The sequence below is a fragment of the Vibrio frigidus genome (assembly GCF_042465995.1).
Classification (GTDB): domain Bacteria; phylum Pseudomonadota; class Gammaproteobacteria; order Enterobacterales; family Vibrionaceae; genus Vibrio.
This window is the reverse complement of record NZ_JBCDMC010000021.1, coordinates 23,779-48,322: the sequence shown is the minus strand read 5'-3', so window position 1 is coordinate 48,322 and position 24,544 is coordinate 23,779. Positions and strand designations below refer to the sequence as shown.

27 protein-coding genes are annotated in these 24,544 nt (G+C 40.8%); 14 read left to right on the top strand and 13 right to left on the bottom strand.

Annotated features, from left to right (window positions below):
• Positions 1 to 425 precede the first annotated feature (425 nt).
• Together AACW90_RS22115 and AACW90_RS22110 are read left to right on the top strand one after the other, a co-directional pair.
• Entirely contained in the window at positions 426 to 1,556 is a 1,131-nt protein-coding gene (locus AACW90_RS22115; protein ID WP_390239036.1) for a threonine synthase, read from the top strand.
• Between the two features lie 10 nt (positions 1,557 to 1,566).
• Positions 1,567 to 1,944: a RidA family protein gene (locus tag AACW90_RS22110; protein WP_390239034.1), complete on the top strand. Its 378-nt coding sequence runs from the start codon at positions 1,567 to 1,569 to the stop codon at positions 1,942 to 1,944.
• Here AACW90_RS22110 and AACW90_RS22105 read toward each other — a convergent pair.
• The 5 genes from AACW90_RS22105 to AACW90_RS22085 all read right to left on the bottom strand — a co-directional run bounded on the left by AACW90_RS22105 (position 1,906) and on the right by AACW90_RS22085 (position 5,992).
• The gene (locus AACW90_RS22105) at positions 1,906 to 2,793 is read right to left on the bottom strand and encodes a LysR family transcriptional regulator (protein WP_390239030.1); all 888 of its coding nucleotides are present in this window, start codon (positions 2,791 to 2,793) and stop codon (positions 1,906 to 1,908) included. The two genes, AACW90_RS22110 and AACW90_RS22105, sit on opposite strands and share 39 nt — an antisense overlap.
• 99 nt (positions 2,794 to 2,892) lie before the next feature.
• On the bottom strand, positions 2,893 to 4,122 hold the full coding sequence (locus tag AACW90_RS22100) for a sensor domain-containing diguanylate cyclase (protein ID WP_390239027.1): 1,230 nt from the start codon (positions 4,120 to 4,122) through the stop codon (positions 2,893 to 2,895).
• A gap of 237 nt (positions 4,123 to 4,359) precedes the next feature.
• Positions 4,360 to 4,944 carry a DUF938 domain-containing protein gene (locus AACW90_RS22095; protein ID WP_390239024.1) on the bottom strand — a complete coding sequence of 195 codons (585 nt, stop codon included), beginning with the start codon at positions 4,942 to 4,944 and terminating at the stop codon, positions 4,360 to 4,362.
• A gap of 94 nt (positions 4,945 to 5,038) precedes the next feature.
• Positions 5,039 to 5,704, bottom strand: coding sequence for a DUF3047 domain-containing protein (locus AACW90_RS22090; protein ID WP_390239022.1), 666 nt, complete (start codon positions 5,702 to 5,704; stop codon positions 5,039 to 5,041).
• A 90-nt stretch (positions 5,705 to 5,794) separates the two neighbouring features.
• The gene (locus tag AACW90_RS22085) at positions 5,795 to 5,992 is read right to left on the bottom strand and encodes a CPXCG motif-containing cysteine-rich protein (protein WP_390239019.1); all 198 of its coding nucleotides are present in this window, start codon (positions 5,990 to 5,992) and stop codon (positions 5,795 to 5,797) included.
• A 215-nt stretch (positions 5,993 to 6,207) separates the two neighbouring features.
• On the opposite strand from AACW90_RS22085, the gene AACW90_RS22080 reads away from it, so the two are divergent.
• Entirely contained in the window at positions 6,208 to 7,254 is a 1,047-nt protein-coding gene (locus AACW90_RS22080) for a PQQ-dependent sugar dehydrogenase (RefSeq protein ID WP_390239044.1), read from the top strand.
• Between the two features lie 26 nt (positions 7,255 to 7,280).
• On the opposite strand, the gene AACW90_RS22075 is transcribed toward AACW90_RS22080, so the two are convergent.
• The 3 genes from AACW90_RS22075 to chrA all read right to left on the bottom strand — a co-directional run bounded on the left by AACW90_RS22075 (position 7,281) and on the right by chrA (position 10,179).
• Positions 7,281 to 7,931: an HAD family hydrolase gene (locus AACW90_RS22075; RefSeq protein WP_390239016.1), complete on the bottom strand. Its 651-nt coding sequence runs from the start codon at positions 7,929 to 7,931 to the stop codon at positions 7,281 to 7,283.
• A 718-nt stretch (positions 7,932 to 8,649) separates the two neighbouring features.
• Positions 8,650 to 8,985: a PBPRA1643 family SWIM/SEC-C metal-binding motif protein gene (locus AACW90_RS22070; protein ID WP_390239013.1), complete on the bottom strand. Its 336-nt coding sequence runs from the start codon at positions 8,983 to 8,985 to the stop codon at positions 8,650 to 8,652.
• 63 nt (positions 8,986 to 9,048) lie between these two features.
• Positions 9,049 to 10,179 (bottom strand): chromate efflux transporter, encoded by a 1,131-nt coding sequence (gene chrA, locus AACW90_RS22065; RefSeq protein WP_390239010.1) that lies wholly within the window; start codon positions 10,177 to 10,179, stop codon positions 9,049 to 9,051.
• 105 nt (positions 10,180 to 10,284) lie between these two features.
• On the opposite strand from chrA, the gene AACW90_RS22060 reads away from it, so the two are divergent.
• The gene (locus tag AACW90_RS22060; RefSeq protein WP_390239007.1) at positions 10,285 to 11,199 is read left to right on the top strand and encodes a LysR family transcriptional regulator; all 915 of its coding nucleotides are present in this window, start codon (positions 10,285 to 10,287) and stop codon (positions 11,197 to 11,199) included.
• A 41-nt stretch (positions 11,200 to 11,240) separates the two neighbouring features.
• Here AACW90_RS22060 and AACW90_RS22055 read toward each other — a convergent pair whose 3' ends face one another.
• On the bottom strand, positions 11,241 to 11,612 hold the full coding sequence (locus AACW90_RS22055) for a hypothetical protein (RefSeq protein ID WP_390239005.1): 372 nt from the start codon (positions 11,610 to 11,612) through the stop codon (positions 11,241 to 11,243).
• Positions 11,613 to 11,858: 246 nt separating this feature from the next.
• Between AACW90_RS22055 and ccoN the strand changes: the two genes are divergently transcribed.
• From ccoN to uspE, 10 genes are all read left to right on the top strand, one after another.
• Entirely contained in the window at positions 11,859 to 13,286 is a 1,428-nt protein-coding gene (gene ccoN, locus AACW90_RS22050; protein WP_195703279.1) for a cytochrome-c oxidase, cbb3-type subunit I, read from the top strand.
• A gap of 12 nt (positions 13,287 to 13,298) precedes the next feature.
• Entirely contained in the window at positions 13,299 to 13,919 is a 621-nt protein-coding gene (gene ccoO, locus AACW90_RS22045) for a cytochrome-c oxidase, cbb3-type subunit II (RefSeq protein ID WP_275136633.1), read from the top strand.
• Between the two features lie 12 nt (positions 13,920 to 13,931).
• The gene (locus tag AACW90_RS22040; RefSeq protein WP_390239000.1) at positions 13,932 to 14,108 is read left to right on the top strand and encodes a cbb3-type cytochrome oxidase subunit 3; all 177 of its coding nucleotides are present in this window, start codon (positions 13,932 to 13,934) and stop codon (positions 14,106 to 14,108) included.
• The gene (gene ccoP / locus AACW90_RS22035) at positions 14,108 to 15,082 is read left to right on the top strand and encodes a cytochrome-c oxidase, cbb3-type subunit III (RefSeq protein WP_390238997.1); all 975 of its coding nucleotides are present in this window, start codon (positions 14,108 to 14,110) and stop codon (positions 15,080 to 15,082) included. The genes AACW90_RS22040 and ccoP overlap by 1 nt, the downstream gene beginning before the upstream one ends.
• Positions 15,083 to 15,173: 91 nt before the next feature.
• Positions 15,174 to 15,653, top strand: coding sequence for a FixH family protein (locus AACW90_RS22030; protein WP_390238995.1), 480 nt, complete (start codon positions 15,174 to 15,176; stop codon positions 15,651 to 15,653).
• A 15-nt stretch (positions 15,654 to 15,668) separates the two neighbouring features.
• Positions 15,669 to 18,038 (top strand): heavy metal translocating P-type ATPase, encoded by a 2,370-nt coding sequence (locus AACW90_RS22025; protein WP_390238993.1) that lies wholly within the window; start codon positions 15,669 to 15,671, stop codon positions 18,036 to 18,038.
• Positions 18,031 to 18,198 carry a cbb3-type cytochrome oxidase assembly protein CcoS gene (gene ccoS, locus AACW90_RS22020; RefSeq protein ID WP_195703285.1) on the top strand — a complete coding sequence of 56 codons (168 nt, stop codon included), beginning with the start codon at positions 18,031 to 18,033 and terminating at the stop codon, positions 18,196 to 18,198. Before AACW90_RS22025 ends, ccoS begins: the two co-directional genes overlap by 8 nt.
• Complete coding sequence (locus AACW90_RS22015) at positions 18,188 to 18,859, top strand: sulfite exporter TauE/SafE family protein (protein ID WP_390239042.1); 672 nt, start codon at positions 18,188 to 18,190, stop codon at positions 18,857 to 18,859. The genes ccoS and AACW90_RS22015 overlap by 11 nt, the downstream gene beginning before the upstream one ends.
• A gap of 99 nt (positions 18,860 to 18,958) precedes the next feature.
• Entirely contained in the window at positions 18,959 to 19,708 is a 750-nt protein-coding gene (fnr, locus tag AACW90_RS22010) for a fumarate/nitrate reduction transcriptional regulator Fnr (protein ID WP_195703286.1), read from the top strand.
• Positions 19,709 to 19,871: 163 nt separating this feature from the next.
• Positions 19,872 to 20,819, top strand: coding sequence for a universal stress protein UspE (gene uspE, locus AACW90_RS22005; RefSeq protein WP_390238989.1), 948 nt, complete (start codon positions 19,872 to 19,874; stop codon positions 20,817 to 20,819).
• A 64-nt stretch (positions 20,820 to 20,883) separates the two neighbouring features.
• On the opposite strand, the gene ttcA is transcribed toward uspE, so the two are convergent.
• From ttcA to AACW90_RS21985, 4 genes are all read right to left on the bottom strand, one after another.
• Positions 20,884 to 21,777, bottom strand: a complete 894-nt coding sequence (gene ttcA, locus AACW90_RS22000) for a tRNA 2-thiocytidine(32) synthetase TtcA (RefSeq protein ID WP_390238986.1) — start codon at positions 21,775 to 21,777, stop codon at positions 20,884 to 20,886.
• Between the two features lie 285 nt (positions 21,778 to 22,062).
• Positions 22,063 to 22,725 (bottom strand): DUF2987 domain-containing protein, encoded by a 663-nt coding sequence (locus tag AACW90_RS21995; protein WP_390238983.1) that lies wholly within the window; start codon positions 22,723 to 22,725, stop codon positions 22,063 to 22,065.
• A gap of 50 nt (positions 22,726 to 22,775) precedes the next feature.
• Entirely contained in the window at positions 22,776 to 23,567 is a 792-nt protein-coding gene (locus AACW90_RS21990) for a glucosaminidase domain-containing protein (RefSeq protein ID WP_390238981.1), read from the bottom strand.
• Positions 23,560 to 24,453, bottom strand: a complete 894-nt coding sequence (locus tag AACW90_RS21985) for a hypothetical protein (protein ID WP_390238979.1) — start codon at positions 24,451 to 24,453, stop codon at positions 23,560 to 23,562. Before AACW90_RS21985 ends, AACW90_RS21990 begins: the two co-directional genes overlap by 8 nt.
• Between the last annotated feature and the right edge of the window lie 91 nt (positions 24,454 to 24,544).

Genomic DNA, 24,544 nt, shown 5'->3' with positions numbered 1-24,544 from the left:
AATGCGGTGAAATATAAGGAACAACGTGAACATATTTTACTGCGTTGCAATCCGCCAACTGATAAGGCGGCAGTTCAACAACGGTCGTAATGACTGCTAAAGCCCAGCTAGCTAAGTGCGTATTATGTATCTTATGTTAAATAGAATTCTTAATACAAAGCACCATATGGTCATTCGCCTATCCTAAATACATTAATGATATAGGCATTGGATGCTTTGTTCATTGATGCTCTGTGAAGGAAGTGCGTCTTACGTGGTAATCGATACCGAAGCGTATCTTTTAGCAACGTAAAATACGTTAGGCAAACTGTTTTGTTCCATCCAATGCCATTTGGGAATATGTTAAATGTCATCATTTCCATTATCAAGTCGTACCGCTACGAGTATTGTTTCCCTTAATTGAGATCAATTAAGGGAAACTGTCGATGAAATATATCTGTATGAACTGCGCTAGTGAATACACACCCACCCTACTATTAATTAAGTGTACATGCGGTTCTGCTCTATGGGTTAAACCGGAAACTTCATTCAATAAGAACGACTTAATTGAGCACGATTTAACGATATGGCGGTATTCCCACGCTTTTCCGATAAGAGAACATGACACTCAGGTTTCGTTCAATGAGGCCATTACACCGCTTGCGAAAGCAAAAGTATCGGGTGTTTCGATACTGGCAAAGATGGATTCACTACAACCAACCGGATCATTTAAAGATAGAGGTGCGGCACTTGTCATCAATTATCTCAAAAATCTAGGTATAAAAAGTATTGCCGAAGATTCAAGTGGTAATGGCGGCAGCGCCTATGCTGGTTACGCAGCGAAAGGGAAAATAAAGTGCAACATATTTGTACCTGCAGGTACATCTCTTGGAAAAACCACACAGACCAGAATGTACGGTGCAAATTGTATTGAAGTTGAAGGTACGCGAGAAGACGTTGCTCAAGCCGCAATAAATAGTTCTAAAACACATGGTAGTTACTATGTAGGTCATAACTGGCATCCACTCTTTATAGAAGGCGTAAAGTCCATTGCTTATGAAATTTGGGAACAGTGTGGATATAAAGCACCCGATAATTTTGTTGCACCTGTTGGCAACGGAAGCTTATTAGCTGGGTCTTATTTAGGTTTCTCAGAATTACTTAGAAATGGAGAAATAGACAAGCTACCTCGTTTATTTGGAATTCAGAGTGAAGGTATTCAACCATTTGTCCAAGCTTTCAATGGCAAGGAAATTAAAACAATCTCTATGAGTACCATCGCTGAAGGCATCAAGATTCAACGCTCTTCCCGCCTGAATGAAATCATCGAATTTGTACGAGCTTCTGAAGGCCGTTTTATCAGTGTCAGTGACCACCAGATCAAAGTAGCTTTAAAAGAAATGGGCCAACAAGGCTTCTTTATCGAGCCCACATCAGCAGCAGCATTTGCTGGTATTACTCTTCTTTTAGATCGTGATGACATTGGAAAAGAAGACTTAACGGTAGGCGTGATAACCAGTAATGGGCTTAAGACGACGAATGCCATCCAACAGTTACTCAATGAACCCACAGATTAGGGGGAAAACTATGAAGTATATTCAAACGGATGATGCGTTAAAACCCGCCGGGCATTACTCTCAGGCGATTGTTCATAATGGGTTAGTCTACGTGTCGGGGCAATTGCCAATCAACGCGGAAAGCGGTGAGAAAGTGACTTGTGAAATCGAACTACAAACCCGCCAAGTATTTGATAATTTGATTAATATCCTTGATAAAGCAGGGACGAATTTAGATCAAACCTTGAAGCTTGTCGTCTATATTTCGGATGTCCATAACTGGAATAAAATTGATGCAATTTGTGGCCATTACTTTAAAAACCATAAACCAGTGCGGACAATAGTGCCAACGCGAGAGCTTCATTTCGGTTTAGGGATTGAAGTGGATTGCATCGCGATATGCAGGTGATAATAACAACTTGGTTGTCGCACTGTCTGAAATAGTGGCAACCACCTTTTGTATTCGTTCTAGTCGATAGTTATTTTGTCTAACACAAATAGTTATTGGCCTGAAAAGAGGTTTGAGCTCGTCATATTTGTGCAAGTACTTTTCTTTTATTCGCAATGCTTTCACAATAGAAAGTGGCACAAGTGCCGGCGCAGTACCCTGCAATGATAATTGAGCCGCCGCCGTATAGGAATCTAGTTGCATTACTGGTTGTATATTTAATTTTTCTAAAATGGCTGCCTGATAAGTGTTTGCGCCGTTGTTTAGGTCAGTAGTGATTAAAGTGTTAGGTAACGTTTTCAATGGTAATTTACTCACGATATAGAATGGTTCATCAAAAAGGTGAAAAGTGACTAAGCCATGGCTAGAGGGTAAGTTACCGGCACATAATCCTAGTATGGCTTTACCTGATTTAACATTTTCAACAATTCTTGGTGTGTGATTTGTGGTAATAGTGAAATTAGAGTCGTCTTGAAAACATTTTGTTAAAGCCGAACTGAAATAACCGGCGACGAGTGTTTCGGAACAATCCATTCGAAGAAGTGTGTTGTTTTCAAGTGTCTGCTGTTCATATATCTGTCCGCATAGTTCACTAAACGTTGGGCCAACACTTTCAATTAACGCCTTAGCATCAGCAGTTAGCCGTACATAACGTCCATCTGGTTCTATCAGCTTCTTTCCAAGGCGTTTTTCTAGTTTCGTAATGCGTTTGCTAACAGCCGATTGGCTAATATACAGTACACTTCCCGTGCGACTCATGGTCTTTTCTTGACCAAGAACTAAGAGGGTTTCAATACCTTCGAGCAACATAACATCAACAATGAAAATAAGGAATGATTCAAAAATTCTATTCGTATTTTACGTAGGTTACAATCATATTCTGATTGGCATTATTGAAAACTGTCTAAATTAATTACTAACCACTACCCTGTTTCGACCTTCACTTTTGGCAGTATAGAGAGCAGTATCTGCTCTTAATAAAAGTTGATTGCGAGATTCATCGTTTCGGTTCATCGCTACGCCCATACTTGCCGTCACCGAATATTGACCGTTTAAATCCAGTGTCTCAATTGCTATTCTCAATTTCTCTGCCAGGCTGCTAGCACCTACCAGTTCAGTATTCGGACAAATCACCAGAAATTCTTCACCGCCCCAGCGTCCAACAATATCCACTTTACGTACGGTTTCCTTTAGTGCCTTCGCTACCGCAACCAGCGTGTCATCTCCCGCCTGATGGCCCCAACTATCATTAATTGATTTAAAATAGTCCAAGTCGATAAGAATGACTGAGAACTTATGGGGGTAGCGGTTAGAGCAGTTAGTTTCTTCAGTCAATACTTGATCTAACCTATGTCTGTTAGATATTTGAGTCAGCGCATCGGTCACCGAATAGTACTTAAGTTTCTTTTCTAGCTCAACTTTCTTGGTTACATCTTCAATTACCGCCTGCATCGCAGGCTCACCATCCCACTCAATTCGATTATCGTAAACATTGAAGTAACGTTTTTTTCCATCGAAACAAATATTTTCAAGTACTGTATTTACTCCCTGAATCTTACCACTAATAATGTCGGTGTATTGTTGTCGTGCAAACTCATGTTCGCTCTCTGGGATGAAGTCCATGAGACTCACGTTGTTGAGTACATATTCTATTGATGGAGCATGCATTAAATCGACCCATGCCTGATTGACCATCACTGGTATAAAGTTCTTGTGAACCGTTATACCTTGTCCTGACGTCGTAATAAGCCTCTTGTATTTGCGTTCATTTTCTTTCAATTGTTGGTGAGCTTTTTCAACGATTGACATATCAATAACGGTAACTTGGATAGCGGGTTCCCCCTCCCATTCGATCACGTGATCGATAGTAAATACAGTGAAGGTACGGCCATCACGGTCAATGTTTTTAAATGTTCTACCGCGGGGAGTCATTTTACCACTTATCTGTAGGTAGTAGTTGTCACGGGCGGCTTGATGAAATTCAGGGTCAATGAAATCCAGAAATGAGCCAATACTACCCATTAACTCCGTCGCCGAGTTATACCCAAATATTCGCGCATAGTTGTCATCAACATAAACTGGCTCAAGATCTTTGAGTACGATTACACCATAGGTTGAATCGATAGTTAGTTCAGGCATAAAGCTTACAACTCCAAAGAAGGGACAGTATTACAGCTAGTTAATATACAGGTAGAATTGTGTGCCGCAACATATCCAAACATAAAACTATCTACTTTCATTGATTTGTCGTTAATTACCCTGCGAATTTCGGTGATTACAAATACATGATAGTAAATCTCCAGCGACAAAGAGAACCTAGACCTTGACGATAGGAAGGTTTGCTTTTACATCCGTAACGTCTTAAATTAATTCGTTTTACTTCGCCCACACCAACATAAAATTATTCGCTGGCATCGCTATTTTGGCAAGCAATTCCATACCTTTCGCCCAAGAGATCAAGTCTTCAATGTCTCGAATCCCTCCAAACCCTTTCCTAATTAATGACTCGTCAAATTCTTGGTTGCTATTGCTCGTGTACTCACCATTGACCATCATTGGTCCATACTGACAAAAAATACCACCTTTAGGGAGTTTTTTTGCAATCATTCTCATCATCAATTGTGCTTCGTCCTGTTGCATAATATGAGTCGTGTTTGCCGTAAATACAGCATCAACCTCTATATTAGGCCAACTATCCTGGCCAATTTTAAGTTCAATTGGATTGCGGATAATTTCTGAACCAGACTCTGAGATCCATGCATTAATACTTAGATGGTTTTCAGGCATATCACTGGTGTACCAACAATCAAGATTAGATATTTTAGGAGCAAGGAAGACGGCATGTTGCCCCGTTCCCGAGCCGATCTCCAAAACATTCCGACTGTTCTTAAAATAGATAGAAAGCTGTTCGAAGACGACTTGTTTGTTTCTTTCAAAGGACGGGCTAAAACACTTGGACATGGTTATATTCCTGATTGTTTTTGAATAAGTATGAACGGCACTCTATAGCAAACGAAACATCGTCCATTCTCACACAACGTAATGAAAGCCGCGTTTAATGAGTACTGAATATTATATTGCCGTAATAGGATTCTGCGTTGCTCCCGCTGTTATCTGTATCCGTCATAATGGCAACCATGTCTATATATCTATAGGCTTTTAGGTTCGACTTCTCGCTCCCTTTATCGCCGAAGTATTCGATTAAGTCATTGTATACATTTCGTTTTTCATTGTACCAACGTCCTAATTGAGCTCCCTGCCCTCTAACCGCGATCATTTGGACACTTGACCCAGTAAACGCGTTATCCCATACCTGCCCCTGACTTTGATTGCTAGACCAAACATAGCTTATCGATTTTGTTGTCCAGAGCATTAATCCGCCATCGATAACCACATAAACTCTAGCGACGTAATCATCGCCTTCCTTATTATGCTCGTTTAATAATGGCAGTTTACTTTCTGTTAACCAACGCCAGCTCATATAAGGAGTTTTGAGTAGGTCAATTTTCTTTTTTAAAACAAGGCCCGATGCCGAATTATCACTTATTACCTTTAAAGCAATGTGGCCTTTATAGGTAAGTACTTTGTACGTTGATTCGCCGGAAATGACTTCGTGTTCCCACTGTTTAATACCATTGTCATTTAATGACGTTAAGTTTAAAGATGCACTGGTATATAAAGATGTCACTAAACTGATGAGCAAAGCGATATATCTAACCATTTCATTCTCCACCTGTTGCCATTTGTCTCATTTTAAATAAGTAATAAAACCCAGCCCTTAAGATACTATGCAGATGCGGGGTAGATTTTTTTAAAATGCATCATCTTCATTATAAACACTGACAACATGATCACCATCCACAGTTTCAGATATCAAAAAAACAATGGGCTTACAACATACTTGACAATCTTCAATATACTGCTGATTGACGTCCGTGGAATCGATTAGAACAGCAATTAATTCGGCACAGTATGGGCACACTATAGTTTTTTCAACTAGTTGATCCATTTTGAAATCCCTCGAAATACACTCAAATAATTAGCACCGCAGTTACGCAATGACTATTATTGAGAAATAATTGAATTTATCCTCTTCGCACGATGAAATCAAAGAATAACCAGAAATGTTGCATGTACTAACGTGAGTTGAACGCTAAACTGAATAATAATCCACCCGATATTTCAGGCTGATAGATGAAAATAACCCATCAAATAAAGGTATCAATGCTTGTCGTGCTAATGGCGAGTACTGTTCACGCATATGAAGTGGAAAAAGTGAGCGACGGACTAATCATACCATGGGGATTGGCCTATATCGACGATAACACTATGCTCATAACGGAGAGAAGTGGTGCAATCAAAAGACTCAACCTGTTAACCGGTGAACATAAGACTTTGGCTGAGATTCCAAATGTTTGGGCGAAAGGACAAGGTGGACTTTTAGACATCGCACTCTCCCCCTTCGATGACAACAAAATATACGTTACCTACAGTAAAGAGAACAATAACAAAGGCACTTTAACCCTTGCATCAGCTACTTACCAGAGTGGGTTATTATCAGATTGGAAGGATATATTTGTTTCAATATCCCAAACCGATACCAATAGACATTTCGGAAGCCGAATTACATTTGATAATAATAGTCTTTACCTTTCAATCGGAGACCGTGGTGAACGAGAAAATGGTCAGAACACCCTGAATCATGCCGGCTCAATCTTGCGTTTGTACCCGGATGGTAGTACGCCACCAGATAACCCGTTTGTCAGCAACAAAAATGTACTAGACGAAATATGGAGTTACGGGCATCGCAACCCACAAGGATTATTCTTCGATCATAAGACCCAACAGCTCTGGTCAATTGAGCACGGGCCACGCGGTGGGGATGAAATTAACTTAATCAAAGAAGGCGCTAATTATGGATGGCCAATTACCTCACACGGTAAAGAATATTGGGGCCCAATCAATGTTGGCGAAGCAACTGAAAAAGAAGAAATTGAATCACCAATTAAGATATATATCCCTTCAATCGCTCCAAGTAGTTTGGTCTTGTATCGAGGTGAGATCTTTCCGGAGTTAAAAGGCAGATTACTATCTGGTGCGCTTAAGTTGACGCATATTAATGTCGTCACACTCAATAAGGACAATGACGATATCGCGGAAGACCGAATTCTATTAAATCTTGGTGAACGAATCAGAGACATTGAAGTGTCCCCAAACGGGGAGATATTTTTCAGTACTGATTCTGGTAACATCTACAAGCTTAAAAGGTGAAAACGTTATAGTTATTCTACTATTTACTAAAAATACTCAGAGAGGATCCCTACAACCTCGTCTAAGTGAGCAACGATATGATTTGCGATATCAAACTCCTTAGATGCCTGCTCAGGTATGGCTATTGTGGTTATTTTTGCGCAAACAGCAGATCTTACCCCGGTAATACTATCTTCCAAAGCAATGGCATTGTTAGTGGAAACACCCAACCGACGGCACACTTCTAAATATACATCAGGTAAAGGTTTTCCGTTTTCAACTTCATCAGCGCTTAGTGTAAGCTCAAAGACATCCATTATATCCAACTTCTCTAGAACCGCGGATATGATCGGATAACTGGATGAGGTTGCTAACGCAATACGGCAGCCTTTTTTCTGTAGGAAGTCGATCAACGCATGAACCCCTTCTCGGGCCGTCGCTCGTTGACATATTAAAGTGGCCGTCTTTTGCAAAAGAGAACTAGCGAATATGCTTTGATCAACCGTTAAGTTAAAACGTCCGATCCAAAACGCGGCAATATCATCTATACGCTTGCCCATTGTGTACAGAATGCATTCTTCTTCAGTTATATTGATACCAAGCTGTTCCAATAACTCAATTTGAGCTTTACGCCAATGCGGTTCGGAATCAAGCAACACTCCGTCCATATCAAAAATAAATAATTCTTTTCTATACATGTAACCTCTGTTAAAAACTTTACCGTTAAGTTGTTATTTATATTGGTTTATTTTAACGGAATTGTTCAATAAAAGCGTGATAATTAGGAAAAGCCAACCCAATTTGATTACACGGATTTGTAATGTAACGTTTCATTTATAAAAGAAAATAGCGCTTAAAAGGTGACAGGGTAACCCAAAATCAGCGGTGGTATAAAATACTGCAGCCCCTAATTAAAGGCTGCAGATTTATTTAATACATTAATTGATTCTATTGCCGATAAGGTTTCTTGTCTCCCGATAACATTGAACAACCCGTTCTCGCTGAACACTGGCACTTGTTACCTTTAAAAGCTTAGCGTCTATATTATTTTTATAATGATATATCGAATAGTGAGGCCTTCTCGATTTTGTCAGAATATGTTCTAAGAAAACCAACGTCGCTATAAGATGAAAAATTTGACGCGGAAGTTGATATGTCAACCGACTCATTGGTTCAAAACATTCGGGATAACTGAAGGTTAACTCTTGTGCCGCCGATTTATCCATACCAACAGAATGAAGAATGTCATTCACATTTTCTCTACACCTGCTTTTCTCCAAATATTCGAACATACGCCTCCCCAAAACAACATAACATTGGGGTAAATAATAACGTTGCGTTAGCGAGTTATTGTACGCGTGATGTCAGAAATAACTTTGATTTGTAAACAAATATTACACGACAATAAAAGTGGGATTATTTACCGCAACATTTCTTGTATTTTTTCTTACTACCACAAGAACAAGGATCATTACGTTCCGGTTTTTTGTCAAAGCGTTGAGTCTTGGGTTTATTTAATACCGCATCGAGTTCGCTAATATCTTCTGCGGCTTCGCTATCTATTTCAATATTAGCGAAAAGCTGATGTTGTTCAATCAAACTCTGAACTTCATCCTTACGTTGCTGGCTAATCACGGTTAGTGACAATGGATAATTGGATGTTCCGGGCTTGACCTCTGCGTTTGTTTTGTAACCATTTTTGCCGTAATTCGACATAATATCAGGGGTGCCACGATAGAAAAATTTAGACATAAAGTATCTCAAAGGGAGAAAAACCGCATCTTAACAACTTAAAGAGAGATAAGCGAAATAAGTTTAAAGTAACATCCCAACGAGGAGGAAATACATAATCACCCAGAGCACTGAAAGGTTCAGGGTCTTATAAAGATAAAACCCTAAAACCACTATTGCAACATCAATAGACGAGGTGATTGCCCCACTAAAAATAGGATAATAAAGGGCAGAAAGGAGTAAGCCAACAACGGAAGCATTCACCCCAAGAAGGGCACCAGCCATCTTGGGGTTCCCCGCCAGGTGTTGCCAATTCTTTAAGACCGCGAGTAATAATAATAAGCCAGGTAAGAATACAGCGAGTGTCGCGGCAAAGGCGCCCAATATTGGCGACGATGACATCTGATAACCAATATACGTTGCCAGAGTAAACATCGGGCCGGGCACGGCTTGAGCCGCCGCATACCCTGTCATAAATACATCCTGACTAACTTGTTCGCCAATTAAGCTCTGAAGTAAAGGAAGAACCACATGACCACCGCCAAAGACAAAGCTTCCTGCTTGGTAAAAGTGACCGAATAGATCAATCATTGAGGAGTAATGACTGATAAGTGGTAAACCAATCAATAACACCATAAATAATACCAAAGGAATTATAGATGGTTTAAAAGGTTGAAGATCACTCTTCGCTTCTGTTCTCATAAAGCTCCCCCCTATCAGAGCAGCAATAACCAGGGCAACCATCTGCGCACTAATACCCGGAAGGATAAGAAGCGAACACGTAGTTGCGACGCAAATACCTGCCGTTAACTTGGTTTTACAGAAATTTTTATACATACCCCACGTAGCATCTGCAACGACGACGACGGCAAGCAATTTCAATCCGTGCACTATGCCTTGATAGACACTGGTTCCTATTATTTGACTACTTGCCGTTGCTAGCCCCAGCATGATCAACATGGAAGGAAGGGTAAAACCAACAAACGCAGCGCATGCACCAAGTACGCCCCCCTTTTTATATCCAAGCGCAAACCCTACTTGACTCGATCCCGGTCCAGGAAGAAATTGGCTTAGGGCGACAATTTGGGCGTACTCGTTATCATCTAACCATTTATGTTTTTCAACAAATGCTTGACGAAAATAACCAATATGCGCCGCTGGACCGCCAAAGCTAACCCAGCCAAGAATAAAAAACAGTTTAAAAATTGACCACATTTGAATGTCACTCTTTTATAGCGTTGTGATCAATTTAATTAATAAGCTAAAATGAATCAAATTAATAGTTTTAATAGACTATATGAATCATATGGGACGAAGTGTATGAATGGTGTTAAATGGAAAGATGTCGACCTCAATTTGATGGTCGCTTTTCAAGCCCTTTACAAAACGAACAGCGTTAGCATGGCCGCTGAACGTTGCTTTATCAGTCAATCCGCAATGAGCCATACCCTTCAACGCATTAGAACGCTATTCGATGATTCGTTGTTCACTCGCGTAGGCATTCATATGGAACCGACACAGAGAGCCCATGAAATTGCACCGGTAATCGAAGAACTTCTCTATTCTATACAAACGAAATTACTCATTAAGCCTGCCTTTTTTGCAAGTGAATTCGAAGGTTATTGGAAAATAGGACTGACTGATTACGCTGAACAGCTCTTCGCACCTTCTATCTATGATGAGATTAAAGCACAGTCACCAAAGTCTCAAATAGGGTTTTATAACGTTAATCGTGGTAATTACCGCCAAATGGTCGAAAGTGAAACAATAGACATTGTCATTGGCAGTATAGAAAGTTTGGATAAGAGGTTCATTTCAGACCATTTATATACAGAAGACCATCTCTGCCTATTTGATCCAGATTCGGTATCATTTCGTACCACTTTAAGCGTAGAGGAATTTATCTCGATAGAACATGCCTTAGTTAGCCCCGACGGTCATCTACAAACAAAAATTGATAACGAATTAAATAAGTTAGGTCTTGAACGCCGAGTAAGCGTTGCCTCAAGAAACTTCTTAACTATCCGTCGTCTATTGTTAGGGAGAGAATTAATGTGCATTGTGCCTAAACGATTTGCCGAAACGGAAATGTACAGTCACTCACTGATGGCACTGCCTCCGCCTATTCCTGTCTCCAGTTTTGACATCAAACTGGTTTATCTAAAATCCGTTCAACAAGAGAACAAAAATAGTTGGTTGCGACAATTAATCACCAACATCATTACGGAATTTTGAGTGTATTTCTTCTTGATAAAACTATCGAAAATCAGAGTTTTCTACCGAAAATTGATATAACGTGCCTTTTCTAACAATTGGTCCTGTTTTGATAATCTGATTCGTACGGGCAGACTCTCAATTTTCAGTAACCAATGGTCCAATTTAACCTCTAATATCGCCTCTGAATTGACGAGTTCAAGAGTGAGTTCTTCCTCGACCGTAGTAGAGGATATACGATAATTATTGTCCTTCTTTTGCCATTTTAAGCTGACATTCATCGAATCATTTTCGATAATGCAATCCTGTTCGACATAACATAAAACATCATTATTTGAGTGAGTTAGGCTACGCCATGTAAACGCGATAATGAGTATACCTAACATGAATAAAATTTGAGCTAAGCGCCCTTTTGTCAGTTTTTCTGCGGCCATTTTTTATATTCTCGTGCAACAAGCTTCAAACTTTTAGTAATAAATGAACTTGCAATGTAAAAATTGCAGGTTAAATCGTTGTCATTAAAATGTTAATTCAATTATCATGTCGTGTGAAAAATCACTCCAAACCGTGTTTTGATAGAACAGAAAGATAGATTGACGTTTTTTTAATCACCTTTGGAATGTATTACGACACAAAGTCAAAAAAAAGCAAATAGTCACTTAAAAATTGGAAGAAATATAATGAGCCAAGTACAACAACTTGAGCACAACTATAACTATACAGTCGTACGTCAATTTACCCTAGTTACCATACTATGGGGAATCGTTGGTATGTCTGTAGGTGTGTTGATTGCTGCTCAGTTAGTTTGGCCACAGCTAAACTTTGATACGCCGTGGTTAACCTACAGCCGTTTACGCCCGCTACATACTAACGCTGTAATTTTTGCGTTTGGTACCAGCGCCCTTTTTGCAACTTCATATTATGTCGTTCAACGTACATGCCAAACACGTCTGTTTGGTGGAATTCTCGTACCCTTCACTTTCTGGGGATGGCAACTTGTTATATTGCTTGCTGCTATCACACTCCCTCTTGGGTACACAACAAGTAAGGAATATGCGGAACTAGAATGGCCAATCGATATTTTGATTGCCGTCGTCTGGGTCGCCTACGCCATCGTGTTTTTCGGCACGATGGTTAAGCGAAAGACATCGCATATCTATGTGGCCAACTGGTTCTTCGGTGCATTTATACTTACTGTTGCCGTTTTACACATTGTTAATAGCATGGCAATACCAGTTTCTATGGGTAAATCTTACTCATTATACTCTGGCGCGACCGATGCAATGATACAGTGGTGGTACGGACACAATGCGGTAGGCTTTCTACTGACTGCTGGTTTCTTAGGAATGATGTATTATTTTGTACCTAAGCAAGCCGGAAGACCTGTTTATTCATATCGTTTATCGATAGTCCACTTCTGGGCACTTGTTTCTCTGTATATTTGGGCTGGTCCTCACCACCTTCATTACACTGCACTGCCTGACTGGGCTCAATCACTCGGTATGGTGATGTCTTTGGTTCTGTTTGCTCCATCTTGGGGTGGCATGATCAACGGTATAATGACGCTTTCTGGTGCTTGGCATAAATTACGTTATGACCCTATCTTACGTTTCATGGTTGTTTCCCTTTCATTCTATGGCATGTCCACGTTTGAAGGTCCAATGATGGCAATTAAGACAGTTAATGCGCTCTCCCACTATACTGATTGGACAATTGGTCATGTGCACTCAGGTGCGCTCGGTTGGGTTGCGATGGTTTCTATCGGTGCCATATATCACTTGATTCCAAAGCTATTTGGTCAAGAGAGAATGTATTCTGTTGGATTAATCAATGTACACTTCTGGTTAGCCACTATTGGTACCGTGCTCTATATTGTCGCGATGTGGATCTCAGGTGTAATGCAAGGTCTGATGTGGCGTGCAGTTAACGCGGACGGTACATTAACCTATAGCTTTGTAGAGTCGGTTCAAGCATCTTATCCGTTCTACACAGTACGCTTCATCGGTGGCTTAATTTTCCTATCAGGTATGTTCTTGTTAGCTTATAACGCATACAAAACAATAACGGCACCTGAAGATAGCTTACAAGCTATCGAGCAACCGGCATAAGGAGATTTATTAATGAGTTCAAACTCAAATAATCGCCATGATCTAGTCGAACGTAACGTCGGTTTGCTAGCGATTTTAATTATTTTAGCTATCAGCTTAGGTGCTTTGGTGGAAATTGTTCCACTGTTTTTCCAAAAGCAAGTAAACGAACCTGTTGATAATTTGAAGCCCTATACAGCCCTTCAGATGGAAGGTCGTGACATTTACATCCGTGAAGGTTGTAGCGTATGTCACAGCCAGATGATTCGACCTTTCCGCGCAGAAACTGAGCGCTATGGTCACTATTCTGTCGCGGGTGAAAGCGTTTGGGAACATCCATTCTTATGGGGTTCTAAGCGTACAGGTCCAGATCTCGCTCGTGTTGGTGCTCGTTATTCAGACGAATGGCACCGTGTACACTTGTTGAATCCAAGATCTTTGGTTCCTGAATCGAATATGCCAGGCTTCCCTTGGTTAGCAGAAAATGTGTTAGACGGCGAATTAACGCAGGCCAAGTTAACCTTGTTCCGCGATCAATTTGGCGTTCCATATACTGATGACCAAATAGCAACTGCTAAAGCAGATGTTGTTGGGAAAACGGAGATGGACGCATTAATCGCTTATCTTCAGTCTCTCGGCCATGCGATGAAATAAGGAGGAATCATTATGACTATTGGTACTTTCCATTCCATCTGGACCGTTGTGCTATTTGTTAGCTTTTTTGGGGTCGTTTGGTGGGCTTACGGTAAAAACCGTAAAGGTCGCTTTGAAGAGGATGCAAACTTAGTGTTTGCTGATGAGAAAAAAGCGACAACCAAAAAAAATAAAGGAGTAAGCAAATAATGACGTCATTTTGGAGTGCGTGGATTATCATTCTCACAGTCATCACACTGGTTGGGTGTGCTGTGATTTTGGCTTGGGCCTTAAAAAACAATGTCGGTGTCGAAGAAGGCGCCGAAATGGATCACGAATATGACGGTATTAAAGAGCTAAACAACCCGCTACCAAAATGGTGGAGTTTTTTGTTTATTGGTACCTTTGTGTTCACCATTATTTATTTGGCATTATTCCCAGGTTTGGGGTCTTTTAAAGGCCTACTGGGTTGGACGAGTTCTAACCAAGTGGTTAAGAATCTCGAAGAATCTAAACAGTACATAGTGCAAGCGCATGCGAATCAAACCCTTGATGAGTATGCTAGAGCACTGGATGATGCAAATACTTTCTATGGTGAGGCATTCGATAAACTTGCTTATAGTTCAAACGGAGATTTACGTTCTATCCCCGAGATAGCCGCTGATCCGGAAGCGCTTAAAGTTGGTCAACGTCTGTTTCTACAAAACTGTTCTCAGTGTCACGGTTCAGATGCTAGGGGGCAAATTGGCTTTCCTAACCTGACAGACAACGCTTGGTTGTACGGCGGAGAACCAGAAGCCATCCTGACGACTATCATGAATGGTCGTATAGGCGCAATGCCTGCATGGGGTGACGCTCTGGGTGAGCAAGGCGTTAAAGAAGTGGTCACCTATACTTTAGGCCTAGCTGGTCGTAAAGTGAATGCACGTGAAGCAGCCGCTGGTAAGCAGCGCTTTGTTGTGTGTGCGGCATGTCATGGTACAGATGGTAAAGGTAACCCGGCATTGGGTGCACCTGATTTGACTGATAATGATTGGTTATTTGGTGACTCGCGCGCAGAAGTAACGGCAACCGTAGCTAATGGTCGTCAAGGCGTGATGCCCGCTTGGAAAGACATTCTTGGTGAAGAGAAAGTACAACTCGTCGCCTCTTATGTTTGGAGCTTAAGCAACAAAGATAAGTAATCCACTGCAAAAGAATAGCCCCAATTTTTGGGGCTATTCTTTTTTCCAATAACCTCTTTATGTCCTAGAGACATTTTTCATAGAGAATCTCATGATAAAACCTTGGTATAAACAATTTTGGCCGTGGTTTCTGATCACATTACCTTTGTGCGTCGTAATAGCAGGTTTTACAACCCTTGCCATTTTTACTCAAAATTCAGTTTCTCTTGTTGCCGAAGACTATTATAAAAAAGGCAAAGGGATTAATATTGATCTCTCAAGAATTAGACAAGCAGGCGCTTTAGGCCTTTCTGCTAGCGTGTCATCCGACGCTGATTTTGTCTCTGTTACTTTTGATAAAGGTGACCTTGAGTTTTATCCAGCGCTGACTATTGTATTTAGCCATAGAACCTTAGCCGATCGTGACTTCCAAAAAGTAGTTAGTTCAGATGCAAAGGGGCAGTATCGAATCAAATTGGATCGCGATCTTAGTGGCCCATGGTTTGTAGAAATTCAACCTCATACAAAAGAATGGTTATTGCAAGGGAAAGTCTCCTTCCCTGCTGTTAGTCCTATCCTTCTTGTTAATTAATAACAGAGAGTCACTATGGCACACTCGTGTTATCACTGCGGTGAAGATGTACCAGAGAACACGGATTTTATTGTCGAAATACTTGGTGAAGCGAGGGAGATGTGTTGCCCAGGTTGCCAAGCTGTCGCGCAAACTATTATAGATAGTGGGCTGGTTAGCTATTATCAATACCGCACTGAAAAGGCAGAAAAAGCAGAACTTGTGCCTGAACAGTTGCAGGCTTTAATCAATTACGACAACGAGGAAGTTCAATCCGAGTTTGTACGTAAAAGCGATAATACCTCAGAGGTAACGCTTTCTTTAGAGGGTGTCACCTGCGCGGCTTGTGCTTGGTTAATTGAAAAACAGATTAACGATAAGCCGGGCGTAAATTTAATTCGTGTTAACACCACGACCAATAGAGCAATAGTAAACTGGGATAATACTCAAACCAAATTGAGCGACCTTCTGTCTTCTATCCATAGGCTTGGTTACAAAGCGGCCCCGTTCGAAGCTGATGCCCACGAAGCCACCTATCATCAATCTATGAAGCAGTACTTGTATCGTTTGGGAATCGCAGGCTTAGCCTCTATGCAGGTCATGATGCTTGCTGTCGCACTATACTTTGAAGTTTTTGGTGACCTTGATACTGAATTCAAACAATACCTCCGCATCGTCAGTTTATTATTTGCCACCCCCGTTCTGCTTTACTCTGCCCTACCTTTTTACCTAAATGCGTGGCGTAGCATAAGAGGTCGAACACTCGGCATGGACGTTCCAGTGTCTATTGCCTTAATATTCGCTTACGTGGCCAGTGTTATCGCAACGGTACAAGAACAAGGTGAGGTCTTCTTTGAGTCCGTATCAATGTTTACCTTTTTCTTGCTACTCGGTCGATTCTTAGAGATGAGAGCAAGAAGGAAAGCGGCAGCCGCGAGCGCTAACTTATTAAAACTGATCCCGGCGATGGCAACTAAAATCGATGGGACTCAAGTACCAGTGCGTGTATTACAGCCGGGAGATCGTGTTCGCGTTTTGCCAGGTGAGCATATACCCGCAGACGGCCTAATTATAGATGGTCGCATTCACGTAGATGAATCGATGCTTACTGGTGAATCTATCCCTGTGGTTAAAAGCGTTGACGATAACGTCTATGCTGGCAGCATTAATACTGACGAGGCCTTTGAGTTGGAGGTCACCGCAACCAAAGCTGAATCGATGTTGGCGAGTATTGTTCGCCTTCAAGATGAGGCTCAAATGACGAAACCCAAGATTGCTCAGATTGCTGATGTTATCGCTCGATATTTTGTTGCTGCCATCCTAACAATAGCATTTGCAACATGGTTATATTGGCACCAACATCAACCCGACGATGCATTCTGGATCATGCTATCGGTTCTTGTCGCCACTTGTCCTTGTGCGTTATCACTTGCCACTCCAACGGCAGTGACATGTGCGACATCACGAATGGGCGACTTAGGCTTGTTGCTTCGTAAAGCGCACGTTATAGAAACGTTTTGCAAAGTGAATCACTTGGTTATTGATAAAACGGGCACGCTAACAAAAGGTGAGATACACATCGATAATGTCGCCCTTTATTCAGTGCAAGATAAAGACACGTGTCTGGCGATTGCGGCTGCACTTGAGAAGCATGCCAATCATCCAATTGCGAAGGCCTTTAAACAGACAAGCAAAAAAGACGCGACAGTGTCAGAAGTAAAAAATGTCATTGGTTTTGGTATCCAAGGCCTGTGGCAAGGACAAGAGTGTCGAATAGGTAACGCACAATTTGTATTGGGTGATGAAGCACTTTCTACTCCGTCCTCTATTTTCCTCTCTGTTGATAACCAACACATTGCCACATTCAGTTACCGCGATCCAATACGGAATGAAAGTAAAGCCTTCATCGAGCAACTACATTCACTCGGTATTAAAACCACCCTTTTAACGGGTGACTCGTTAATAAACGCAAATAGAGTGGCACAGGAAATCAATGTAGGTAAGGTGGTTGCCGATGCGTCTCCAGAGAAAAAGCTGGCTTACCTGCGAGCGTTAGGTAAAGAGGATATAACCCTAATGGTTGGCGATGGAATAAACGACGCACCAACGCTTTCGGGTGCTCATCTTTCTATTGCTATGGGCGGTGGAACGGATGTGGCTAAAGCCTCTGCGGATATTGTGCTCCTTGGCGATAAATTAAGTCATATTTTACATGCTCGAAAACTTGCGCTAAATACCCGCAAGGTAATTAGGCAAAACCTTGCTTGGTCGTTAGGGTATAATTTACTGATACTTCCTCTTGCAGTAATGGGCCATGTCGCCCCTTATATAGCTGTTGTTGGCATGTCTGCAAGCTCTATCATCGTCGTTACCAACTCATTAAGGTTGCTAAAAAAAGATGGATAGTCTCTACATATTAATCCCTATTGCCATCATCTTCGTGTGTATCGCGGTTGGCATCTTCTTATGGGCAGTAAAAAGTGAGCAATTTGAAGATCTAGAAAGACAAGGTCAAAATATTTTATTCGATGACGAATTAGAAAAGAAGAAAGATGATCACAAGTGATTGGTTAGGTGCAATGATGGTCGGTTTTTTGGGTTCAGCGCATTGTATCGGAATGTGCGGGGGCATCGCCACCGCAATGAGTATAAACTCCGTGGCAAAATCTGATCGTTTGCTAACTACCCTGCTCTATAACACTGGCCGAATTATCAGTTACTTGATCGCCGGCGCGATTGTAGGCGGAACAATATCGAGTGCCGCTTCTCTTGTTACTGACTACTCTATACTCAATTGGCTGAGAGTATTGTCTGCCGTTGTAATGATTATTCTTGCACTGCATATCGGAAAATGGTGGCATGGACTTGTCTATGTAGAAAAGCTTGGTCAGAACTTGTGGAAACATCTTTCCCCATTCAGTAAAAAGTTATTGCCCTTACCGACACCATTTCATGCATTGCCATTAGGGCTCTTATGGGGTTGGTTACCTTGTGGTTTAGTATACTCCGCTTTAACTTGGTCTGCGGTTTCTGGTAGTGCTGTAAACGGTGCCTCTATCATGCTTGCATTTGGAATAGGTACGTTACCATCAATGCTGTTTATGGGCGTTGGCGCTGCTTATTTGAATAAATTAAAAAATTCTGTCTATTTTCGTCAAACCGGTGCTGTTTTACTTTTATCGTACGGCATCTACATTCTGGTGCAAACGTCCAACTTGTTACTATAATCTAGTTAACTTATTGATTTATTTGTTAATTATTTAACTATCCTTTCCGTCATAGCAATGCTAAAATATTGATGTATATCAAATAGTGACTTGGAAATTATGATTTCAGAAAAACCAGCAACCAAAAGAATTCAGTCGGGCGGATGCGCTATTCACTGCCAAGATTGTAGTATTTCTCAACTCTGTATCCCATTTACTTTGAATGAATCAGAGCTCGACCAGCTGGATCAAATTATCGAGCGCAAAAAACCGATCCAAAAAGGCCAAGAGATTTTCAAAGCAGGCGATGACCTAAAATCTCTTTATGCTATCCGTTCTGGAACAATCAAAAGCTACACGATAACCGAACAAGGTGACGAACAAATTACTGCGTTTCATCTAGCAGGCGATTTAGTTGGTTTTGATGCGATAAATGGTAATGCTCACCCCTCATTTGCTCAAGCACTTGAAACCTCAATGGTTTGCGAAATTCCTTATGAAATTTTAGACGACCTTTCGGGAAAGATGCCTAAACTCCGCCAGCAAATAATGCGTTTAATGAGTAGCGAGATTAAGGGTGATCAAGATATGATCCTATTACTCTCGAAGAAAAATGCAGAGGAAAGATTAGCCGCATTTTTATTCAACCTCTCTACTCGATTCTCACAGCGTGGATTTAGCCCTAGAGAATTTCGTTTAACCATGACTCGCGGTGATATTGGTAATTATCTTGGATTAACCGTCGAAACCATCAGTCGATTGTTGGGACGCTTTCAGAAATCAGACATTTTAAGTGTTAAGGGTAAGTACATTACTATTCTTGATCACGAAGAGTTAAAAATTCTGGCTGGTATCTCTACTGAAGAGTAGTTAAAAAAGCAGTAAACAAGTCAAGATGAAGTGGCTCTATAATGAGCCACTTCATATTTCTAGAGTACGATCATTTCTTTTGTTAAAATATTCCTCCCAAATAGTCTACAGTTAGAGTAGATTTAATAACTCTTTGGTTCTATTCCATAAAAAGGGAATTGTGATGAGTATATATAACAAAATTTTAGTCGTTGCGAATGTAAACGATGAACCTCAACCCGCACTTGCTCGTGCCATGCAATTAGCTCGCAAGAGTGTCTCGAAAAGTAACATCACCTTTTTCCTCTCTATTTATGATTTTTCCTATGAGATGACGTCGATGTTGTCAATAGATGAACGTGACGCAATGCGCAAAGGGGTTATCGAGCAACGTTGCACATGGATGAATGAAGTCGCGGCGCCGTATATTGATGATAGTGTTGATTTTAACGTCAAAGTGGTCTGGCACAACCGTCCTTATGAAGCTATTGTCGGCGAAATATTTGGGGGAGACCACGACATTCTTATTAAGGCGACAAGAAAGCACGATATTTTAGAGTCCGTCATTTTCACACCGACTGACTGGCACCTTCTTCGTAAAGCTCCCTGCCCTGTGTTACTTGTTAAAGAGCACGAATGGCCAGAGAACGGTAATGTGATCGCATCGGTTCATGTTGGCTCCGAAAATCCCACGCACATTGAATTAAACGATTGTATGGTTGAGCAGTTAAAGAACCTTTGTAGCCGCTTAGACGCGCAGCCTTATCTTGTAAATTCTTACCCGGTTACTCCAGCTAATATAACCATTGAGCTGCCCGAGTTCGATCCAACAACCTATACTGACGCGGTGAGAGGCCATCACCTTAAGGCGATGAAAGCACTTAGACAAAAACATGGGTTGGACGAGCAATATACGAGAGTTGAGCAAGGCCTTCCTGAGGATGTTATTCCTGCGGTAGTTCAAGAATTAAAAGCAGGATTGGTTATATTGGGCACCACCGGTAGGACAGGTATTTCCGCTGTGTTTATTGGTAACACAGCAGAGCATGTTATCGACAAGATAAACTGTGATGTCCTTGCACTTAAACCCAGAGGTTTTGTTAGCCCACTGGACCCGAATCAACCAACATAATGTTTAAACACAAAACCACCTGTTTACAGGTGGTTTTTAAATAGGGTTGAATTGAAGTTAATAACTAAATATTTGAAACGTCAATGAACATTGATTCATCGATGTTAGACGAGGAAACTTCGGCCTCGTCGAAAGCATAAGCTTTCCTTTCACCTTCTCTATCTATCGGCAGGTTTACAAAGTCAAACAACGCTTTATCGGCTAGCTGACTTGGACTGACATTCTGAATAGATTTAAATACCTTCTCTACGCGTCCTGGTGTCTTCTTGTCCCAATCAATCAACATCGCCTTGATACTTTGACGTTGTAGGTTTTCTTGTGAGCCACATAGATTACAGGGGATAATTGGAAACTGTTTATAATCCGCATACTCTATTAGGTCTTTCTCCCTGCAGTACGTTAATGGGCGAATAACAACGTTTCGGCCATCATCTGAACGTAACTTTGGTGGCATCGCTTTTAACCGAGCGCCGTGAAACATATTCAAAAACATCGTTTCAACGATATCGTCTAGGTGATGACCAAGTGCTATTTTTGTTGCTCCGATTTTTTCTGCAAATGAGTACAACGTACCTCTGCGCAAACGTGAGCAGAGTCCACAAGTTGTTTTCCCCTCTTCTATCTTCTCTTGGACGACAGAATAGGTATCCTTATCAACGATGTAATATGGGATGTTAAGGTTTTCAAAATACTCTGGGAGTATATGTTCAGGAAATCCGGGCTGTTTTTGGTCTAGATTAACGGCGACAACATCAAAATTTATCGGTGCAGCTTGTTTGAGCTTGAGTAATACATCTAACATTGCAAATGAATCTTTACCGCCACTGATGCACGCCATAACAACGTCATTTTCTTCTATCATGTTGTAATCAACAATGGCATTTCCAACACTACGTCTTAGACGTTTTTGGAGTTTATTGAATTCTAATGATTGTTTATTTGTATCAATTTGGTTCATTTCGACTTCTCATGCTGCCGAATCTAGTGCCGGCGTTTCTTTACTGAAAATATTGTTGATAGAATATTTAAATCTCAACATTATTTTTAATGACCACTATTTGTTCGCGAAAAACGGTTTGTTAGCGTAACAATTACATACTAGCAATAACAATAGTTGGGCGCGGATTATACTGTGTTTTGACAGGAGTGAAAACAGGCAATATTCATTGCGCCATAATCAAACAAAATACTCGTTCAGTACATTATTTACTTACGGCCCAAAATAATAGGTGTTGGATAGAAACTATTTAGCAGAAGGCAACCAAGGTAACACTCTGGTTGTTGGCTCTGGCAATTCAATATAATCGCCGGGTTTAAGATCTGCCAACAAAATACGTGCCTTTCCTTTTACTATATCCACTGACAAACCATTAGAGAATGCTACTTTACCGGTGCTCTGTTCAGTAAACTCTAAGGTTACGCCTTCAACATCCGGTGTAAACCAACTCGCAAACATCCCACCAAGGTCTTCTAACATACTCTGCATTTGAGGCAGTAGTTTTTCGATATCTTTATAATAAACCTTGTCAGAAAATGGCTCCTTAGTCATGACTACCATAGAGAAATCACAACGCTTGTCCATTGGCGTTCTAACAAACACCAATGGATTCGCTGATTTTAGATTGCTGTCTAACGGTACGAGTAACTCTTTACCATTCACAGGAGTAAGTTCTTCGTATTTTGCCTGTTTTTCCATCCATGCCTTTTCAATATTGCAGAGTGTTTTGGTATCAGCATTAGTAAAGAAAAAGCCAATTTTCACATCTTCATGCCCTTCTTTAGCATTGTTCTTTAGTTGAGAATGGAGCTTAGAATAGGTGAACATATATTCTTGTGCGACAAGCGTTGGCGTGAAAGCAGTTAGGCCAATGGCACAAATAAATGTCGCTATTGTTTTGATTTTCATATTATTATTTCCAATTTATATTCTTCAACATTGACTCAATATCTAAGTCGCTACTGCTTCGTCCAGTACTTTGCGTTGATTCGAATCATCGTTTGTAGATCGTCTACATAATCTTGACCGCGTTCCGAGTAACGAAGTAATCCGTTGGTTAATGCGGTTGCCGTTTCAGAGCTCAATAAATCACTTTCATTTTTTGCGAGTTTGTTTCGAATTTCACGAAGTTCAGAATAGGCTCGGTTACGGTTAACGTTCATGAAATAACCATGAACCGACCCTGTCACGGACTTAAATTTTGCCACTTCATGGGTTGCCCCATCTTGTCTTCTGAGCGGTATCAATCCACAACCGGCTTTATAACACCATTGACCAAAATAGTTGTTTGCTTCCGTCGCAAAGCGAGATGTCCCCCAAGCGGACTCGTTAGCCGCCTGTGTTAACACAAGCGCATTAGGTAAGACGTTTACCTTTATCAGTATCTTGTTTAACCAGTCTGGTGTTATCCCTTCGGTTGGTAATGTAGAAAAATATCGTTCTCCAAGTTGACGAGCATATTGAGTATCATCTGCATTAATTGACTCAGACCTCAATGCTTGCTTTATCTCATTGAGGCGCTTTCTCTCACTGATTATTCTTCTATTTTCCAGTTGAATACTTGGTGCGAGAAAATCAAAAAAAGCTTGTTTCTTTTGATTTGCATCCTGCATTGAAGCAAAATCGGGTGTCTCACTAGGTAGCGTAATCGTAGCTTGTTCTGTTAAAGAACCTTGTTGCCTTAAGAAGACGACAGTCACGATTATTAATGTCGCAAGTACAACAAAAATTAACGTTAATTTTTTACGCATCAAATGTATTTGAACCTTGGCTATATTCTGACGGTTTGTCTATTTTCTTGGATTGACTGTCATCATTGTCATCATTGTCATCATTGTCATCAGTGTCATCAGTGTCATCATTGTCTTGATCATCGTTACCGCTTGTCTCTGTAGCGATTATTTTTAGCGAGATGCCGAACATGTTGCGGTAAATAATGCCCTTAGCGTGGAAAAAGAACGGTAAGGTAAAAATAAGCAAGAATCCGTAAAAAATCGCAGACAAAAACATCAAGACCGACAAGACCATATAGATACTCGCCAATGGGAATAGTTTTTTGTTCACGGCTCTTATAGACAGAAACAACGATTGCATTGGTGACATGCGTTTTTCACATACTAACAACACCGCATTACTAAATGCGATAGAAAAATACATAGAGAACATGGGCAGTAGCATACCCGCCACACCTTGGACAATTAAACTGATAAGTGTCGCAAGTATGATGGGAACTGTGAAGGCTAGCCCTTTCAATATATGATCTGGTTTCGTGACTAACCCTGCAGCATGACTCATCGCCATCATTGATACGCCAGCATAGATAGGCGCCGAAATCACTTCGTAGCTGAAGTTTGCAATAAAAATGGCTTCTATTATGCTTTGATCAAATGTCTCAGGATTTTGAAACATCTGTAAGATGACCGAAGGGTCACCTAACTGCAGTTTTAAGGCGATATAGAAAATCGCAATCTGAACAATTAAAAGAATGACAATGGCCGGCGAAAAAGAAACAAAGTTTTTAATAGTGAATTTCCAAGCCTCGTGAAGTACGGCACCTGGCTTTAACTCATATTTACCAGTTAAAGCGGTTTCAATTGAACCGCCTAACGTAAAGTTTTTTTCAATATTTTTAGTCATTTTTTATTCCGAGCGAGTTAAAAATTGCCAACGACGCTCTTGGTTAACAGAGAATTGGCGACAGTATACTTAAATTGTTTACAATCTTGAA

What these genes read in the sequence shown, in the direction of transcription:
- AACW90_RS22115 (WP_390239036.1), top strand. Translation starts at nt 426, where the DNA reads ATGAAATATATCTGTATGAACTGCGCTAGTGAATACACACCCACCCTA.
- AACW90_RS21995 (WP_390238983.1), bottom strand. Translation starts at nt 22,725, where the DNA reads ATGAAAATCAAAACAATAGCGACATTTATTTGTGCCATTGGCCTAACT.
- AACW90_RS22090 (WP_390239022.1), bottom strand. Translation starts at nt 5,704, where the DNA reads ATGGTTAGATATATCGCTTTGCTCATCAGTTTAGTGACATCTTTATAT.
- AACW90_RS22070 (WP_390239013.1), bottom strand. Translation starts at nt 8,985, where the DNA reads ATGTCTAAATTTTTCTATCGTGGCACCCCTGATATTATGTCGAATTAC.
- AACW90_RS22055 (WP_390239005.1), bottom strand. Translation starts at nt 11,612, where the DNA reads ATGGCCGCAGAAAAACTGACAAAAGGGCGCTTAGCTCAAATTTTATTC.
- chrA (WP_390239010.1), bottom strand. Translation starts at nt 10,179, where the DNA reads ATGTGGTCAATTTTTAAACTGTTTTTTATTCTTGGCTGGGTTAGCTTT.
- ccoN (WP_195703279.1), top strand. Translation starts at nt 11,859, where the DNA reads ATGAGCCAAGTACAACAACTTGAGCACAACTATAACTATACAGTCGTA.
- AACW90_RS22060 (WP_390239007.1), top strand. Translation starts at nt 10,285, where the DNA reads ATGAATGGTGTTAAATGGAAAGATGTCGACCTCAATTTGATGGTCGCT.
- AACW90_RS22085 (WP_390239019.1), bottom strand. Translation starts at nt 5,992, where the DNA reads ATGGATCAACTAGTTGAAAAAACTATAGTGTGCCCATACTGTGCCGAA.
- AACW90_RS21990 (WP_390238981.1), bottom strand. Translation starts at nt 23,567, where the DNA reads ATGCGTAAAAAATTAACGTTAATTTTTGTTGTACTTGCGACATTAATA.
- AACW90_RS21985 (WP_390238979.1), bottom strand. Translation starts at nt 24,453, where the DNA reads ATGACTAAAAATATTGAAAAAAACTTTACGTTAGGCGGTTCAATTGAA.
- AACW90_RS22095 (WP_390239024.1), bottom strand. Translation starts at nt 4,944, where the DNA reads ATGTCCAAGTGTTTTAGCCCGTCCTTTGAAAGAAACAAACAAGTCGTC.
- fnr (WP_195703286.1), top strand. Translation starts at nt 18,959, where the DNA reads ATGATTTCAGAAAAACCAGCAACCAAAAGAATTCAGTCGGGCGGATGC.
- ccoO (WP_275136633.1), top strand. Translation starts at nt 13,299, where the DNA reads ATGAGTTCAAACTCAAATAATCGCCATGATCTAGTCGAACGTAACGTC.
- AACW90_RS22025 (WP_390238993.1), top strand. Translation starts at nt 15,669, where the DNA reads ATGGCACACTCGTGTTATCACTGCGGTGAAGATGTACCAGAGAACACG.
- AACW90_RS22105 (WP_390239030.1), bottom strand. Translation starts at nt 2,793, where the DNA reads ATGTTGCTCGAAGGTATTGAAACCCTCTTAGTTCTTGGTCAAGAAAAG.
- ttcA (WP_390238986.1), bottom strand. Translation starts at nt 21,777, where the DNA reads ATGAACCAAATTGATACAAATAAACAATCATTAGAATTCAATAAACTC.
- ccoS (WP_195703285.1), top strand. Translation starts at nt 18,031, where the DNA reads ATGGATAGTCTCTACATATTAATCCCTATTGCCATCATCTTCGTGTGT.
- AACW90_RS22030 (WP_390238995.1), top strand. Translation starts at nt 15,174, where the DNA reads ATGATAAAACCTTGGTATAAACAATTTTGGCCGTGGTTTCTGATCACA.
- AACW90_RS22075 (WP_390239016.1), bottom strand. Translation starts at nt 7,931, where the DNA reads ATGTATAGAAAAGAATTATTTATTTTTGATATGGACGGAGTGTTGCTT.
- AACW90_RS22100 (WP_390239027.1), bottom strand. Translation starts at nt 4,122, where the DNA reads ATGCCTGAACTAACTATCGATTCAACCTATGGTGTAATCGTACTCAAA.
- uspE (WP_390238989.1), top strand. Translation starts at nt 19,872, where the DNA reads ATGAGTATATATAACAAAATTTTAGTCGTTGCGAATGTAAACGATGAA.
- ccoP (WP_390238997.1), top strand. Translation starts at nt 14,108, where the DNA reads ATGACGTCATTTTGGAGTGCGTGGATTATCATTCTCACAGTCATCACA.
- AACW90_RS22080 (WP_390239044.1), top strand. Translation starts at nt 6,208, where the DNA reads ATGCTTGTCGTGCTAATGGCGAGTACTGTTCACGCATATGAAGTGGAA.
- AACW90_RS22110 (WP_390239034.1), top strand. Translation starts at nt 1,567, where the DNA reads ATGAAGTATATTCAAACGGATGATGCGTTAAAACCCGCCGGGCATTAC.
- AACW90_RS22040 (WP_390239000.1), top strand. Translation starts at nt 13,932, where the DNA reads ATGACTATTGGTACTTTCCATTCCATCTGGACCGTTGTGCTATTTGTT.